The 16,048-nt window shown below is 40.2% G+C and carries 20 protein-coding genes; 9 read left to right on the top strand and 11 right to left on the bottom strand.

Annotated elements, in window-relative coordinates:
- Positions 1-104 precede the first annotated feature (104 nt).
- Positions 105-581 carry an OsmC family protein gene (locus ACXZ1K_RS08630; RefSeq protein WP_458972981.1) on the top strand — a complete coding sequence of 159 codons (477 nt, stop codon included), beginning with the start codon at positions 105-107 and terminating at the stop codon, positions 579-581.
- Here the strand turns inward: ACXZ1K_RS08630 and ACXZ1K_RS08625 are convergent.
- Positions 578-1,357 (bottom strand): C40 family peptidase, encoded by a 780-nt coding sequence (locus ACXZ1K_RS08625; protein WP_458972980.1) that lies wholly within the window; start codon positions 1,355-1,357, stop codon positions 578-580. The genes ACXZ1K_RS08630 and ACXZ1K_RS08625 overlap by 4 nt on opposite strands.
- Before the next feature lie 81 nt (positions 1,358-1,438).
- Here ACXZ1K_RS08625 and ACXZ1K_RS08620 point away from each other — a divergent pair, with 81 nt between their 5' ends.
- Positions 1,439-1,891: a universal stress protein gene (locus ACXZ1K_RS08620; RefSeq protein WP_458972979.1), complete on the top strand. Its 453-nt coding sequence runs from the start codon at positions 1,439-1,441 to the stop codon at positions 1,889-1,891.
- Positions 1,892-1,964: 73 nt separating this feature from the next.
- On the opposite strand, the gene ACXZ1K_RS08615 is transcribed toward ACXZ1K_RS08620, so the two are convergent.
- Positions 1,965-2,315: a 4Fe-4S dicluster domain-containing protein gene (locus ACXZ1K_RS08615; RefSeq protein ID WP_458972978.1), complete on the bottom strand. Its 351-nt coding sequence runs from the start codon at positions 2,313-2,315 to the stop codon at positions 1,965-1,967.
- A 77-nt stretch (positions 2,316-2,392) separates the two neighbouring features.
- On the opposite strand from ACXZ1K_RS08615, the gene ACXZ1K_RS08610 reads away from it, so the two are divergent.
- From ACXZ1K_RS08610 to ACXZ1K_RS08580, 7 genes are all read left to right on the top strand, one after another.
- Positions 2,393-3,412 (top strand): acyl-CoA reductase, encoded by a 1,020-nt coding sequence (locus ACXZ1K_RS08610; RefSeq protein WP_458972977.1) that lies wholly within the window; start codon positions 2,393-2,395, stop codon positions 3,410-3,412.
- A 135-nt stretch (positions 3,413-3,547) separates the two neighbouring features.
- The gene (locus ACXZ1K_RS08605; RefSeq protein WP_458972976.1) at positions 3,548-5,419 is read left to right on the top strand and encodes a gliding motility-associated C-terminal domain-containing protein; all 1,872 of its coding nucleotides are present in this window, start codon (positions 3,548-3,550) and stop codon (positions 5,417-5,419) included.
- Positions 5,420-5,467: 48 nt separating this feature from the next.
- On the top strand, positions 5,468-5,671 hold the full coding sequence (locus ACXZ1K_RS08600; protein ID WP_458972975.1) for a fructose-6-phosphate aldolase: 204 nt from the start codon (positions 5,468-5,470) through the stop codon (positions 5,669-5,671).
- A 2-nt stretch (positions 5,672-5,673) separates the two neighbouring features.
- The gene (locus tag ACXZ1K_RS08595) at positions 5,674-6,354 is read left to right on the top strand and encodes a cell division ATP-binding protein FtsE (protein ID WP_458972974.1); all 681 of its coding nucleotides are present in this window, start codon (positions 5,674-5,676) and stop codon (positions 6,352-6,354) included.
- A gap of 128 nt (positions 6,355-6,482) precedes the next feature.
- The gene (locus ACXZ1K_RS08590) at positions 6,483-7,082 is read left to right on the top strand and encodes a nucleotide exchange factor GrpE (protein ID WP_458972973.1); all 600 of its coding nucleotides are present in this window, start codon (positions 6,483-6,485) and stop codon (positions 7,080-7,082) included.
- A 2-nt stretch (positions 7,083-7,084) separates the two neighbouring features.
- Complete coding sequence (gene dnaJ / locus ACXZ1K_RS08585; RefSeq protein WP_458972972.1) at positions 7,085-8,254, top strand: molecular chaperone DnaJ; 1,170 nt, start codon at positions 7,085-7,087, stop codon at positions 8,252-8,254.
- Positions 8,255-8,355: 101 nt separating this feature from the next.
- Complete coding sequence (locus tag ACXZ1K_RS08580) at positions 8,356-9,264, top strand: Ppx/GppA phosphatase family protein (RefSeq protein ID WP_458972971.1); 909 nt, start codon at positions 8,356-8,358, stop codon at positions 9,262-9,264.
- On the opposite strand, the gene ACXZ1K_RS08575 is transcribed toward ACXZ1K_RS08580, so the two are convergent.
- The 9 genes from ACXZ1K_RS08575 to msrA all read right to left on the bottom strand — a co-directional run bounded on the left by ACXZ1K_RS08575 (position 9,253) and on the right by msrA (position 16,006).
- Complete coding sequence (locus tag ACXZ1K_RS08575) at positions 9,253-9,822, bottom strand: Maf family protein (protein ID WP_458972970.1); 570 nt, start codon at positions 9,820-9,822, stop codon at positions 9,253-9,255. The genes ACXZ1K_RS08580 and ACXZ1K_RS08575 overlap by 12 nt on opposite strands.
- A 56-nt stretch (positions 9,823-9,878) precedes the next feature.
- Positions 9,879-10,298 carry a Spy/CpxP family protein refolding chaperone gene (locus tag ACXZ1K_RS08570; protein WP_458972969.1) on the bottom strand — a complete coding sequence of 140 codons (420 nt, stop codon included), beginning with the start codon at positions 10,296-10,298 and terminating at the stop codon, positions 9,879-9,881.
- 114 nt (positions 10,299-10,412) lie between these two features.
- Positions 10,413-10,940: a KdsC family phosphatase gene (locus ACXZ1K_RS08565; protein WP_458972968.1), complete on the bottom strand. Its 528-nt coding sequence runs from the start codon at positions 10,938-10,940 to the stop codon at positions 10,413-10,415.
- Positions 10,941-10,942: 2 nt separating this feature from the next.
- Entirely contained in the window at positions 10,943-11,185 is a 243-nt protein-coding gene (gene iscX / locus ACXZ1K_RS08560; RefSeq protein ID WP_458972967.1) for a Fe-S cluster assembly protein IscX, read from the bottom strand.
- A 23-nt stretch (positions 11,186-11,208) separates the two neighbouring features.
- Entirely contained in the window at positions 11,209-11,541 is a 333-nt protein-coding gene (locus ACXZ1K_RS08555; protein ID WP_458972966.1) for a 2Fe-2S iron-sulfur cluster-binding protein, read from the bottom strand.
- Positions 11,542-11,582: 41 nt separating this feature from the next.
- Positions 11,583-12,344 (bottom strand): Rossmann-like and DUF2520 domain-containing protein, encoded by a 762-nt coding sequence (locus ACXZ1K_RS08550; protein ID WP_458972965.1) that lies wholly within the window; start codon positions 12,342-12,344, stop codon positions 11,583-11,585.
- Positions 12,344-14,812, bottom strand: coding sequence for a cytochrome c biogenesis protein CcsA (ccsA, locus tag ACXZ1K_RS08545; protein WP_458972964.1), 2,469 nt, complete (start codon positions 14,810-14,812; stop codon positions 12,344-12,346). Before ccsA ends, ACXZ1K_RS08550 begins: the two co-directional genes overlap by 1 nt.
- 5 nt (positions 14,813-14,817) lie before the next feature.
- Positions 14,818-15,228 (bottom strand): cytochrome c maturation protein CcmE domain-containing protein, encoded by a 411-nt coding sequence (locus tag ACXZ1K_RS08540; protein ID WP_458972963.1) that lies wholly within the window; start codon positions 15,226-15,228, stop codon positions 14,818-14,820.
- A gap of 109 nt (positions 15,229-15,337) precedes the next feature.
- The gene (msrA, locus tag ACXZ1K_RS08535) at positions 15,338-16,006 is read right to left on the bottom strand and encodes a peptide-methionine (S)-S-oxide reductase MsrA (RefSeq protein WP_458972962.1); all 669 of its coding nucleotides are present in this window, start codon (positions 16,004-16,006) and stop codon (positions 15,338-15,340) included.
- Positions 16,007-16,048 lie beyond the last annotated feature (42 nt).

Below are 16,048 nucleotides of genomic sequence, written 5' to 3'. Positions count from 1 at the left end.
ATTCTGTAAATCAATCACTTGTACGATAAGCATCTTATAAAGTTAATTTCAGCGGCAAATGAACGGATTTAAATATGTAAATTGTATTAACCAATTATAAGATTATGTCTAAGGAACATCAGTACACAACCAGCCTGACATGGACTGGAAATAAGGGCTCAGGCACAATGGATTATCGCTCATACGAAAGAAGCTATGTCATCTCTGTTGAGAATAAAGCTGATATTCTCGGCTCATCAGACTCGGCATTTATGGGCGATAAAACCAAACACAATCCTGAGGATCTACTGGTATCTTCCCTATCTTCCTGTCACATGCTATGGTATTTACATTTATGTTCTCAAAACGGAATTGTGGTTTTGGATTATAAGGACGCTGCTGTTGGTAAAATGATCGAAGAAGCGGATGGTAGTGGCCGATTTACCGCAGTTACGCTTTACCCGGTAGTGACCATTACAGACGAAGCTCATATTGAAAAAGCGAATTCACTGCATGAGCAGGCTCATAAAATGTGCTTTATTGCAAACTCCTGCAATTTTCCGGTTTCGCATGAAGCGAAATATGTAATTGAGAAATCTTAAACAAACCGCTTAATTATTCTAAGCTTATGAGTATAACGGTTTAATTCATTGCTAAAGATTCCCTGACCATCAATAGGGTCAATTTTAACTTTGCCGGATGCATGAATAATTGCGGAGGAGTTGAGCATAATACCCACATGCGTAATCCTTCCCTCTTCATTATCAAAAAATGCCACATCTCCTGCTTTTACTTCCTGAAGAAAATCTACGATTGTACCTTCCTCTGCCTGTTGCCAGGCATCTCGTTTTAACCTAATACCATTCAATTTAAATACAGTTTGTACAAAACCTGAGCAATCTATACCAAAAAAGCTACGTCCTCCCCAAAGGTATGGTGTGTTCAGGAAAAAATGAGCAGTAGTAATTAATGCTTCCATACTTTTGAATGCATGAATAGCAGGTGTAAACTTAACTTCAAATACTTTATTGCCAATTGAACAAAAACCATCTTTAAATGAAGGCAGGTTGCTGCCCGGACTGAGGTAATAATTACCCCCATAAGTATCTGTAACTACATTTAGCGCTTGCCCCGGAACCAAATATTGACAGCCAGCACCAGGAGCAAAATGACCTTCATTGATTAATTCTAACTGCTTGAAATCCATCCAGCCCTCGTAATTGTCGTAATTACCTTTTACAAACCACCACCGGTCGCTTTTTTCCAGAATTTCTACGTAGTCGCCAAAGAGTAATTGCGAGGCTATCTCGGCCTTATCGGATGGGCTTGATCTTAGAGGGGCGATAGCCACTCTGCATATTCCATATAGCTGGTCCATAATCTATTTGATGCTATAAAAGTAAACTTTTAGGCAGTTAATTTGTTATACAATTGATAATAAAACTTAATTCTTACGAAGATGAACCTCCAAAAGATTTTAATAGCGGTAGACAATAGTACCTGTTCTGAAAAGGCTGCAAAAGCTGGATATGAGTTGGCCAAACAGTTTGGGTCTGAGGTTGCGCTTGTAAACATTATTGAGCCAGTACCAGCAAATGTGAACCCGGATCTTACATTAGCACCTGTTTTTTTGGATACTTATGATAACAGCGAAGAAAATAGTCATGTGTTACTCAAGGAAATTGAGAGTAAGTTTGGCAATGGTATTCCGACCAGTTATTTTAGTGTGATTGACAGTGCAGCGCATGGTATAATCAGACAAGCTGAAGAATATGCGGCTGATCTGATTGTGATAGGAACCTACGGCAGAACCGGCCTTTATCATTTCCTGATGGGAAGTGTGGCAGAGCATGTTGCCAGAAAATCAGCCTGCCCTGTCTTGATCATCCCCAACAAATTTGAAGAAAAATAGGATTGCATATGAACAACTGCCATAAAAAAAGGGCATCCAAAAATGGATGCCCTTTAGTATTTTATAGTAGATATTAACCTTCCTGGTGTAACCAAGCCTTTTTAGCCAATAGCTCGTCTTCTGTTTCACGAACGTCTTCATCATCTACACAGCAGTCAACCGGACAAACGGCAGCGCATTGAGGCTCATCATGAAAACCTTTACATTCGGTACACTTGTCTGAAACAATGTAATAAACTTCATCAGAAACTGCATCTTGTGCAGCCCCTGCATCAATCTGCTGGTCTCCAAAATCAATAACACCATTTAAGTTGGTGCCATCTGAAAATCTCCAGGCCGTGCCTGCATCATAAATTGCATTATTCGGGCATTCAGGCTCACATGCTCCGCAGTTAATACATTCGTCTGTTATTTTAATAGCCATGTCTTCGTTTAATTCTATTTGCTAAGTTTACCTTTGCAGCGCAAATATAACACTTAAACTTTAAAATTGTTGGAATTATGCCAATCCTTACTGCTGAACAATTAATTATTGCTTTTAAAAAACTTAGCGCCTATATTTCAGCGCCTGACGATAAGTTTGCTGAACTGCTCTATGTAGTAAGGAACAACAATGCCTGGTTTACCGCAGAGGAGGTAAATAAGGCCCTTCAAGCGCTTAGTGACATGCTGAATGAAAGCGATCTTAAGGAATGGTTTGCGGGAATTGAGCTTGCTGCTCATCCAAAAAAAATTGGGCTCATACTTGCCGGAAATATTCCTCTTGTAGGTTTTCATGATGTACTGTGTGTACTTGCTACGGGAAACATTGCCATGATCAAATTGTCTTCGGCTGATGATAAGCTATTACCTGCAATTCTTGCGAAGCTAGTGGAGATTGAGCCCCTCCTTTCTTCGCAGATCATTTACACTGAGCGATTGAAGGACTTTGACGCAATAATTGCCACTGGTAGTAACAACAGCTCCAGGTATTTTGAATACTATTTCGGTAAAGTTCCCAACATCATCAGGAAGAATCGTACCAGTATTGCGGTGTTAACAGGCGAAGAGACTACGGACGACATCAGGAGTCTGGGCCATGATTTGTTTGATTACTTCGGACTGGGATGCAGAAACGTGTCTAAAATCTATATCCCAGAGAACTATGAAATCAAAAATTTCTTCGAGCCTCTTGAAGAATACAAGGACATCATCAATCATTTCAAATACAATAACAATTACGATTATAACAAATCCATTTATCTGGTAAATGGAGCCACTCATTTCGACAATGGTTTCTTATTGCTTAAGGAAGACACTGGCTTCTCATCGCCATTGGCCGTACTTTACTTTGAGCGGTACAGCAATTTGAAGGACGTTGAATTGGTAATTAAGGAACAGGAACAAAACCTACAGTGCGTAGTAAGCAATGCGGATTTAAACATCAACAATACCTTGTTTACATTTGGTGAAACGCAGCATCCGAAACTTTGGGACTATGCCGACAATGTAAATACCTTAAGTTTCCTAAACAGTTTGTAATTAGAAATTTTTAGTTGACAGATAATTATTTGATGTCAAATTTTAAGATTATATTGAATGGTCTAACTTAAGCCTGTGAGCTCGAAATCCAAAATAGTTGCTGTATACCAATTTTTTTTACTGGTTTGCTTGCTGATGGTTTTTAATAAGGCGGCTGCACAAATTTGTGAAGGCTCTTTGGGTGATCCGGTTATCAACATTGACTTTGGTAGAGGAAGTGCCAACTTTGGACCTGGACTGGGTGCTGCAACCAACTACAACTTTGTCACTATGAGAAGCCCTAATGGAGAGGGCGACTATACCATTGTTAAAACTACAACAGGGCTGAATGGCGGTTGGTACAATATCTTTAACCACACTCCAAATGATTTTAATGGTTACATGATGATTGTTAATGCCGCAAGGTCGCCCGGCATATTCTACGAATCTTCTGCTCCGATCGACCTTTGCCCGAACACGACCTACGAGTTTGCGGCTTGGGTGTACAACCTGTTAAGAACGAATGGCATACGCCCAAACATCACTTTCTATATCCTGTCTATAAACGATGAAGTGTTGGGAACATACAACACAGGAGATTTGCCAAACATGGACCCGCAATGGCGGCAATATGGGCTTCAATTTAGAACTACCTCAACCAGTCAGGTTAAGATCAGAATGGTTAATAACGGACAGGGAGGAATAGGTAATGATATTGCACTGGACGACATCACTTTTAGGGCCTGCGGGGCGCAGATCAGCTCACAGATTGGGAGTACCGGAACTACCGAAACCAATATATGTGAGCAATCCAACGCATCATTTAATTTATCAGCCCGGGTAGATGGAAACGTTACCATGAGGTATCAATGGCAATTGTATAATGGAAATGGATGGGTAGATATCCCCGATGAAAACAAAACCGAATATACGGCAGTGTTTAACAACGCATTGCCTGGAGAATACAGGTACCGCCTGGTTATGGGGTCTCCTCAAAACTTTAATTCTGTAAGTTGCAGAACGAGTTCCCCAGTGCTAACCATAAATGTAAATAAGTACCCAACCCCTAACGCTATCAGTAATGGCCCTGTATGCGTAGGTGACGCAATTTTACTCGATGTAGCAGATGCAACTGGGACCTACGAATGGCGGAATCCAGCTGGAGAAGTGTTTTCAACAGAAAAATCGCCAAATATTGCAAACGCCAACTTTGGAATGGCGGGAACATATACAGTCAAGGTGAACAGTCTGGGTTGCGAGGTAAGTTCAACCGTTGAAGTAAGCGTGGTAAATCCACCCGTGCCCAAGGTAGAAAAATCTGCAGTGGAGATATGTCAGGGAACTACAGTTATGCTCAATGCCAGCGGTGGAACTACTTACAGCTGGCTGCCAACTATAGGCCTCTCCTCATCGGCCATTGCAAATCCGATAGCCAGTCCGGATAAGACCACATTGTATACTGTTTCCATTTCTAACGGAGCGTGCATTAGAACAGCGCAGGTTAATGTGACCGTATTTAACCTACCAAAGTCTGATGCTGGGACAGATCAGGTGATGTTGTTGGGAAACAGTGTAACCTTGCATGGCAAAGTTGATGGGGATAATGTCACTTTTTTTTGGTCGCCAGAGCTCGGGCTTGATGATCCGCGAAAGTTAGATCCTGTCGCGTCGCCAACTGTGAGTACGGAATATACCCTTAATGTAGTTTCTGGAAATGGCTGTGTTAGTGCTGCTGACCAAGTATTTGTCAGGGTTTTTGAGAAAATAACGGTACCCCCAAGCTTTAGTCCGAATGGAGATGGTATAAATGATCTTTGGAATATAACTGCCATAGAGACCTATGAAAAACCTAAGGTGAGCATTCTTAACCGCTACGGCGAAGTGATTTACGAGACAACAGATTACTTCCAAAAGCCATGGAACGGAAAGCAAAATAACAAAGATGTTCCTGTAGGTGTTTATTATTATATCATCAACCTGGATGCTAAATCCAAACCGCTTTCTGGTTCCCTAACGCTCATCAGATAAAACGATCAAATCTCCCGAATCTCAATTTGAAATACTATTTTTGACCTAATGTATATTATAAAAGTAAAGGGCATTGCAAAAATCCCCGATTATGTGCAATTGCGGGACGACAAGTTTACACTGCTGGCTTATTTTAGAGTAGACCGGCCAGATAAGTCGCTCGAAAAATTGGGCCTTGGGGAAAAACTACCTTTTATAATGGAATTTGTAAATGATTTACCTTTTGGAAAAATCGCTAAAATAGAAATTTAACAATGGCAAACACGGTTATAAACTTAAGAAATGTAGATGTATTCCAGCAAAAACACCTTGTATTATCAAGCGTAAACCTGGATGTTGATAAGGGAGAGTTTGTTTTTTTAATTGGCCAGACAGGTTCTGGTAAGAGCAGTTTGCTAAAGATCATTTACGGCGATCTTCACATTGGCAATGGAGATGGACTTGTTGCTGGCTTTGACTTAAAGAACCTTGCAATAAAGGATGTTCCTTATTTAAGGAGAAAACTAGGGATCGTGTTTCAGGACTTTCAGTTGCTGACGGATAGAACGGTTGAAAAGAATTTGGAGTTTGTGTTAAAAGCCACCGGTTGGACAGACAAAGCCCTAATTGATGAGCGTATCAAAGACGTGTTAGAAAAAGTGGGGCTACGTTCTAAATTCAGGAAAATGCCGCATGAATTGTCTGGTGGTGAACAACAGCGCGTTGTAATTGCACGTGCTTTACTGAACAATCCCGAAATTATACTTGCTGATGAACCTACCGGAAATCTTGATCCGGATACTTCTGAAGAAATTGTCATGTTATTGAGGCAAATCAGCCTTGGTGGGACTGCGGTACTCATGGCAACGCATGATTACCATATCATCCGCACCTTTCCTTCAAGAATTATCAAATGCGAGGGTGGCGTAGTCCATGAAGATGCAACAATAGTTTAGTCGGTATAGCTGACAAAATTTTGCTTTTTAGTCATTCTGGTCAGTTTAATTTATAAAAATCTGACAGCATGACTGATATATGGTATTGGCAAAGCATTTGAGTTTACATCCAAAAATTCTACTATAGCATGTTTAGCAAGAAGAAAAAAAATATTAACGAAGATCAGACTGTGGAAGAGAACGTGAACGAACAAGTAAATCCTAACGAAGAGCAGCTAAATAACGAAGCAGCTCAAGAGGCTGTAGACGGTCAGCAAGAACCGATTATTCCTGAATTATCTGCTGAAGAGAAGTTACAGCAGGACAATGCAGCACTTAACGACAAATATTTGCGGTTATTTGCTGAGTTTGACAATTTTAAACGCCGTACCCAAAAAGAACGCGTAGAGCTTTTACAAACTGCAGGTAAGGATGTAATTGTCTCTCTGCTATCAGTTCTGGATGACTTTGACCGTGCAAATAAGGCAATGGAAGGTGCTACTGATGTTAATGCCATACGTGAGGGAATTAACCTGGTACACACAAAACTTAAAAATTTACTAGCTCAAAAAGGCTTAAAGGAGATGGAGAGTATCAATATGGTTTTTGATACCGATGTTCATGAAGCAATAACTAAAATTCCTGCACCGAGTGAAGATTTGAAAGGCAAAGTAATAGATGAACTTGAAAAAGGCTACACCTTAAACGATAAGGTGATCCGCTTTGCTAAAGTTGTAGTAGGTAGTTAATTATGAGCAAAAGAGATTATTACGATGTTCTTGGGGTTACCAAAAGCGCATCAGCTGAAGAGATAAAAAAGGCCTACAGAAAGATGGCCATCAAGTACCATCCTGATAAAAACCCGGGAGATAAGCAGGCGGAAGATAACTTTAAAGAAGCCGCTGAAGCTTATGAAATCCTAAGTAATGCAGAGAAGAAACAGCGCTATGATCATTATGGTCATGCTGGCGTTGGAGGTGCATCAGGAGGCGGTGGTTATGGCGGCGGCGGCATGAACATGGAGGATATCTTTAGCCAGTTTGGAGATATTTTTGGTGGCGGAGGTGGCAGCCCTTTCGATAGCTTCTTCGGTGGCGGCGGACAGCAATCACGTGGTGGAAGACGCGTAGCAAAGGGTTCTAATCTTCGCATCAAGGTAAAACTTACTCTTGAAGAAATTGCAAACGGAAGCGAAAAGAAAATAAAAGTAAACAAGCAAATCTCCTGCAAAACTTGTGATGGCACAGGGGCAAAGGATAAATCTTCAGTAAGCACTTGTAGTACTTGCGGTGGAAGCGGTGCCGTAAGAAGGGTAACCAACACCATTCTTGGACAAATGCAAACCAGCTCTACTTGCCCTACTTGTAACGGTAGCGGACAGCAGATTACCGCTAAATGTAATGTTTGCCATGGCGACGGAACTGTACGTGGTGAGGAAACAATAACCATTAATATCCCAGCCGGGGTAAGTGATGGTATGCAGTTAAGTATGAGCGGAAAAGGGAACGCAGCACCGAATGGTGGCATCCCTGGCGATCTCATCATCTTGATTGAAGAGATCCCACACGAGTCTTTAAAACGTGAAGGAAATAATGTAGTGTATGATCTTCATGTATCTATTATAGATGCCGCATTAGGTTATAGCGCTGAAGTGCCTACCATTGATGGCAAGGCCAAGATTAAAATTGAGCCTGGAACACAAAGCGGAAAATTGCTTCGTTTAAAAGGAAAAGGTATTCCTGAAGTGAACTCGTACCACAGGGGTGATGAAATCATCCATGTAAATATATGGACGCCGAAGGCCTTAAGTTCTGAAGAACGCAATATTCTGGAGAAACTAAGAGATTCGCCAAACTTCAAACCACAACCTGGCAAGAACGACAAGAGCTTCTTCGAAAAAATGAAGGAATATTTTGAGTAAATCAAAAAATTATTTAGCATTAAAAGCCATCCATTGATGGCTTTTTTTGTGCCTCTTATTTTTAAACTCTATTTTTAAGTATTCGAAACCACCCGTAATTCATGAAAGCCGCAATTATTGATCTTGGCACCAATACGTTTCATCTTATAATTGCTGAAACCACCCATGGTGACATCTTATATAAAGTTAATCTGCCTGTAAAACTAGGTGAAGGTAGAATAAATGAAAATATAATCATTCCCGAGGCCTTTAAACGTGGGATCGATGCATTAAAATCATTTAAGGAGCAAATAGATATTCACGGGGTTTCCACCATTAAAGCAATTGCTACTTCTGCGGTAAGGAGCGCGAGTAACGGTGCCGACTTTGTTGAGGCCGCTTTACAAGAAGCAGCTATCGAAATCACTGTTGTAGATGGGGATGAAGAGGCCGGCTTTATTTATAACGGCGTGAAAGCAACGGGAATATTATCTGGCGTATCCCTAATAATGGATATCGGCGGGGGGAGTACCGAATTTATTATTTGCACAAAGGATGAGATCCTTTGGAAAAAAAGCTACAATATAGGTGCTGCCAGACTACAACAAGCATACTTTAACTCAGACCCCATAAACCTGCGAGACCAATCGGCCATTAAGCAAAGATTGGCATTGGAACTGACCGATCTATTTGATGCATGTGAACTCCATAAACCAAAACAATTGGTAGGCTCTGCAGGTGCATTCGAAACATTTGCGGGTATGATTGCGACTGATCTAGATGTTAAAAAAATAAGATCCACAGGGATTGATCTATCAGCCTACCACAAGTTGTCAGATAAACTTATAAATTCTACACATGCAGAACGTAAAAATTTTGATGGCTTAATACCGCTTAGGGTTGATATGATTGTTATTGCTTCGCTAATCACTAATTATATTTTGGAAATGACCCATATCAAGCAATTGAGCTTATCTACTTATGACCTGAAAATGGGAGTGCTTTTCACGCTGCAAAATTCAGACACTTAGCAATGCTTGATATAGCTTTTCTGTTGGCAATCCCATTACGTTGGTGTATGATCCAATAATCTTTTCTACACCAATCAAACCTATCCAGTCTTGTATTCCATATGCCCCCGCTTTATCATACGGATTGTAATTGGCAATGTAATTATCTATCTGTTCTGAAGTCAGGTTGTTAAAAAACACCTCAGTTACATCGAAGAAGGACGCTGTTCTTCCATTATAGGAAATACTTACGCCTGTATAAACCTGGTGATTAGTGCCAGATAAGGTTTCCAATATTTCTTTCGCGTGTGAGGCATCAGTTGGTTTACCCAATATCTGGGTTTTATAAGCAACTATGGTATCCGCAGTAATGACAATATGATCAGCACTCAACTCCAAGAAAGCAGAAGCCTTTTTTTCTGCAATGTAAACTGCAATCTCCGCAGGCAGAAGATCTGCCGGATAACTTTCGTCCACTTCTTTAAGTACAACCTGAAAGTCAAGGTCCATTGCTTTCAGCAATTCTTGTCTGCGTGGAGATTTAGAGGCGAGTATGATGGGAAGTGTTTGCTGGTACATAGTGCGAAAATAATAAAAGCGACCGTAAGTCGCTTCTATTATTTAATCAATTTGAATTATCTGGTTCCACCTGGGCGACCGCCGCCGTTTTCCATTCTTTTCTTCATCATTTCTTTACGCTCGTCTTTAAAAGCAGTAAAGAGTTTCTTTTGCTCGTCTGTCAATAACGCTTCGATTTTTGAATCTGTTTGTGCAGTTTGTTTCATCATTACTGCTCTGATTGCATCTCTGTCGTCACCCACTGAATCGCGCAGCTTTCTCATTTTAGCATTTTGTTCCAGGTAAATGGCAGTTACTTTAGTTTTCTGATCCTCAGTCAGCTTTAACTTTTCAGCAACCATTGCAACATTTCTTTTTGCCCTTTCTTCAGGCGTACCGCCTGGTCCGCGGCCACCGGCTTGTTGTTGAGCATCCTGCGCATTTGCAAAAGTTACGGCACTTAAGATTAGTCCGCAGATGATTAATAATTTTTTCATGCTTTTAGTTCTTTAAACTTTATAAAGGTTAATTGTTTTGTATAGGTTAGAGGTACCCTACTCTATTAAGTTTAATGAAGCATTGTAACATAGCCGTTGCAAAACAAGAAACATTTATTTACCCGAATCGGAGGCATCAGGTTGCTCATCGAACCACTTACCCTGCAAGCGCATTACTTTTTCTACAATGTCCCTTACTGCAGTCTTACCGCCTAGATATGGAGAGATGTAAGCAGATATGGTTTTAATCTCCGGCACTGCATCAGCAGGACATGTAGGAACACCCACAAGGTTCATTACTTTAAGATCAGGAATATCATCTCCCATGTATAATACTTCCTCTTTAACAAGATTATATTTTGTCAATAAATCATTAAAAACTTGCACCTTATCGGATACATGTAAAAAGATTTCCTGGATACCCAATCCTTCAAAACGCTTTTGCATTGCCATGCCTTTTCCTCCGGAAATAATGCATACAAGAAAGCCTCTTTTCACGGCCAATTGCAAAGCGTATCCGTCTTTGATATTAAACGTTCTCAAAAACTCCCCAGAATCTGAGGCGAGTATGCTGCCATCAGTAAGCACACCATCTACGTCAAATATAAAGGTATTGACTAGCTTTAGCTTTTGCAGCAACATGATTAATCCTGGTTATCTCTCCATTCATAAACCCATGCAGATTGAATCTGCTCCAGGTGTCCTTCAGTACTTTCTTCCCTTGTACCTTTAAAGTTCGGCAATTCTAGTACCCAGTCGATCAATTCCGTGAACCTGATTCTATAAATTTTAGCTTCGTTAAAGCCGTCACCAAACTTTTCATAGAGTTCCTGGGCAATATCTTCGTGATCATTCCAGTATATCGGTAAAGCAAATTTTTCTTGCATGTTTTCTTTGATTTGATTTTTGATTAGTGACCTAAGAATTCAGATTGATCAGGTATGGTAATTTCAATATCGCCATTGATCACTACGCACTGGCAGCCTAATCTGGAGGTAATCCTTGGACGTACTGCCCTGTCTATGAAATCTTCTTCTTTATCAGAAATTTCCTGGATGTTATCCATACCTTTAATCACATAGACGTGACAAGTACTGCAACCGCAAACACCACCACAGTTATGTTGAAGTTCAATATTATTATCCAAACAAACGTCTAAAACGTCCTCCCCGCCAGCTATAGGCAGTTCAATGGATTCTTTACCTTGCTCTTCAAAATTTATCTTTAATTTATAAATACTCATAATTATATCGCAAAAATAAGCACCAAAAACCGCAATTGTATCTATTGATTGCTTTTTTTAATACTATCACTTAATGTTTGGTAAATTCCCGCCAATTCAGGACTATCTTTAAGCAGCTGTAGATGGGCTGCGATTGTTGTTTGATCACGCCTGATTGCAGGACCCGTTTGGACATGCTCAGGAAATGCATCTTGTACTTTCAGCGCGGTCTCCAGAATAAGCGGACGAAGTATTTCAAATGGAATTCCTGATCCCTCAAGTAACTGGTTCCCTAATGAATAAAGGTGGTTCACAAAATTACAGGCAAATACGGCCGACAAGTGCAATAACCTACGCTTCTTACTGTCCATATGGAAAACCGCACTGCTTATTATACTTGCAACTTTCTCTAACCGATTTATTACACGTTCATCTGATGCCTCAATACAAAGCGGTATACTTTTAAATTCCAGACTCTTAGACTTGGAGAAGGTTTGTAAAGGATAAAGTACACCATAATCTTTTAAAGATGACAGGATACTAATATCTGTAGTTCCGGAAGTATGAACCACAATACCTTTAACAGTATTCAGGTTACCAACTACTTCAGCAATTGCATCATCTTTTACGGCAACAATATACAAATCGGCATGTTGATCCAATCCTGCTATCGAAGAAACAACTTGAGCTTCTACAAGAGATGCAAGCTTGGACGAATTCTGGAAATTAGGGCTCCACACCTGCAGTATTTGTTGTCCTTGTGCATAAAAAGCATGGGCCATATGCGTAGCAACATTACCAGATCCAACAAATACTATTTTCATTAAGCGGTTTTAACTTCTTTTTGTCTCCTGAATATAGAGATCAGAAAACCAATAACCATTACAATTGTGCCAGCCCAATACAAATTGATGTACGGAAACTCAATAGATTTAAAAACTACCCAGTCCTTAGCTTGCTGGGGTTTCTCATAAACCTGAAGTTCAACTTTACCCTGCTCTGGTATCACCTTTGTAAACCGAAGTCGTAGCCCCAGTTCATCAACATTACGGGCGAAGTCAAAAACATTATTGCCCTTCACAAGAAAGATTGGCTCTGTCTTATAAATCTTTCCACTAACATTTATTTCGACCGGCAAGCCAACAGCAAGGTCTCCTTCTGCCAATACTAAATTTTTGGCGGATGGCTTAGTGTTTAAAGCCTTTACTGTCAACACCCCACTGCTCACATGCAGGGTATCTCCTACACTAACGGTTGCAATCCTGGGCGCTTTATAATTCTCTTCTTCGCTATGTCCGTCATGATCATCATGATTCGCCGCTTTGTCTATAGGTGCACTGGTAACGTGAGTATAAATGTCATGCGTAAGATAATGCTTGGTATCAGGAGAAGCGATAAGACCCATTTTCTCATTAGACTGTATATGTGGATTCAAGTCAAAATCTTCTTTAAGTGCACGGGTCTTTTCGTCATACACTTTAAAATTGAGTTTATAGAATGTATTTGGAGCAACAATTGTATCGCTCACGTAGGTAACTGTATAACGTCCCATTTTTTTAGGCTCGTTCTTATAAAGGACAATGTTCTCTCCTGGTTTATCTGCTTTTTCAAAATCCTTTACAGGAATAAAGTTAGACGCGTTCAGAGAGATTGGTTTGTTTGTAGCTGCCGCAACTAAAGCTCCTAAAAGCAACAGCGCAAATCCGATGTGTGCAACTGCAGCTCCTACCAGTTTCTTCTTGCCGCCAAATGCCAGTCCAAGGATCTTGGCATTAGACATTATGGCAAAAATGCAGCTAAAAGTTAGCAAAATAAACATCAGGTTTTGATAAACGGCGGTGATGTAAACAAACCCAGCTGTGATTACTACTGAAAACAACACAGAAGCCAATAAGCTGCTGTAAAATTTCCTGGTATCTGTCCTCTTATACTTCATGAACTGGGTAAAGCCAGATATAATGGTAACCAGGATAGCAAAAGGCGCCTGCCATTGGTTGTAGTATTTAACCGCATCGATGGGCGGAGCGAAGTTGGTTCCAAATGCTGCATTAAATACCGGCACTGAAGTGACAAATATCACCTGTATACAAGCGATAGTAATCACCAAAGATCCAATAAACATCCAGAATTCTCTTGAATAGGTTTCTTCGTCTTTATTTGTAATAGGTAATTCTTTCCACCTGACAATAAGCAATACAGCCGGAAAAATTAAAAACACCACATTGTATAAAATGAGATGACCAAACATTCCCAAATCTGTAAAGGCATGTACTGATGTTTCCCCGAGAATTCCACTCCTGGTTAGGAATGAAGCATATAGCACCAGGATAAAGCTTAAGAACACCAATACAATTGCGGTAAAATAGGCATGACCTGTATTCTTAAAGGCAATCATCACGTGTACTCCTGCAATCAGTGTAAGCCATGGAATAATGGAGGCGTTTTCTACTGGATCCCAGGCCCAAAAACCACCAAAGTTTAAAGCCTCATATGCCCAGAAGGAACCCATGATAATTCCCGTTCCCAATACCATCACGGCAAAAAGAGCCCAGGGCATAGCTTGTTTAATCCATTCTTTGTATTTTCTCAACCAGATTCCCGATACCGCGTAAGCGAAGGGCACCACCATACTGGCAAAGCCGAGGAACAGGGTTGGGGGATGTATCACCATCCAATAATTTTGAAGCAAAGGATTCAAACCCCTACCGTCGGTTATAAACTTCAGGTAGTTCTTAAAATTTTCAGGATCTGCAAAGATTGGCGCCATTTCCTTTAAATTCATGGCATCTCTTAACAGGATAAAGGGAGAACTCCCGATGCGCTGACCAAAAATTTGAACGCCTAAAAGCATAGAGGTTAAAAATACTTGAGAGAAAGCAACAACAGTCATTACCCCATTTTCCCAGGTTTTTGCTTTCCAGATGAGTATGGCTCCAAGTAAAGACTGCCAAAAAGCCCATAGCCAAAAACTACCCTCCTGCCCTTCCCAGAAAGCAGAAACAATATAGTAAACAGGCAGCTCCTTAGAGGAATGCGACCATACGTAATAGTATTCGTTATAATGGTTAAGAATGAGATAGAACAACGTACTGCCAATCCCAATAACGCATAACCAGTTGATCAAGAAGGCTATCCTACCTAGAAGATTCCAGGAACGATCTTGAAGATCCTTAGTTGTAGCTGCAAAATAATAAGAAATAGTTGAAAGCAGGGATGCTCCAAATGCAAGAACGATAAAGAACTGGCCGATTTTACCCGGAAGGAGGTTTTCTCCTATAAATTGAATATCCATTAAGATTAATTGTATTTTTCGACTTTACCGTCCTGCTTGACCTCTACCAGATCATTGTTATATTTCGATGGACATTTCATCAATATTTTTGAAGCATAGAAAGTTCCGGACTTCATCTCACCTATGAGAACAAGTTTTTCAGATCTTTCAAAATCCTGAGGCTTAGTCCCATTATAAACTACCTTATTCACAGAACCTTTTTGATCTTTCATATAAAAAGAAAAATGATTGGCATCTTTCTGAGCATCGTAATAAATACCTTTTTCTTTTTCCCAAAAACCCATTACATGAAATTCCCTGGCATCTCTTGCAGCTTCAGTAAATGTAGAATAGCTACTTGTATCTGCATTCAGGCTAATTAAAAAGCCCACACAAATTGCTATTGTTATTAAACCAATGATTGCACTCTTTCTCATCTTTGTAACTGGATTTTAGATCATACAAAGATAAAAAATATAAGTACCTATAATCTTTTGGGCTGGTGCAATTAAGAATGATGGCTGTTTATTGATAGTTCTCTGACAATTAGTCCTGGTATTCAGATTTTATCAATTCTGGTAATGCTTTTCTGAGCTTAAGTACCTTTGGCTTTGATACATTATTGACGTAGGGTTCCCAGCTATTTTTTTTATAGTAATCCTGATGATAACTCTCTCCTGGATAAAATTTGGTAAAAGGTATCAATTCAGTTGCCACTGGTGGAGCGTAGTTGTTTTTCTCATTGATCTCGGAAATCAAGCTATCCAAGGTATTTCGCTCCTGTTCTGTACGGAAAAAAGCAATTGAACGATAGTCGGAACCTCGGTCCGGACCTTGTCCGTCAACCTGCGTAGGGTCATGTGCATGGAAAAATGCGGTGGCAAGCTTATTAAAACTGATCACAGTTGGATCGTAATATACTTGTACTGATTCTGCATGCCCCGTTTGCTGACTTGTTACCTCATCATATGTTGGATTTGCTTTGGTTCCGCCGGCATAACCACTCACTACTAACCTTACACCTTTAAGCTCTATCATACATTCCTGCGTAGCCCAAAAACAGCCACCTGAAAAGTTAGCTATGGCCTCTCCTTTCTTAGGATTAGGCAAAACAGCAAAACCACCTTTACTTTCCAAATGCTGGCCATCGCGACAAGCCGCCAATCCCAAGGAAAGGCTTAACACTAGCAATAAAAAGACTCTTAAGTTTCTCATATAGTAATATACGTTAATGCTGGCATCCAGATTATTACAAAG

It is taken from the genome of Pedobacter jaeyakensis, assembly GCF_054461315.1.
This window is presented reverse-complemented; position numbering and strand designations above follow the sequence as displayed.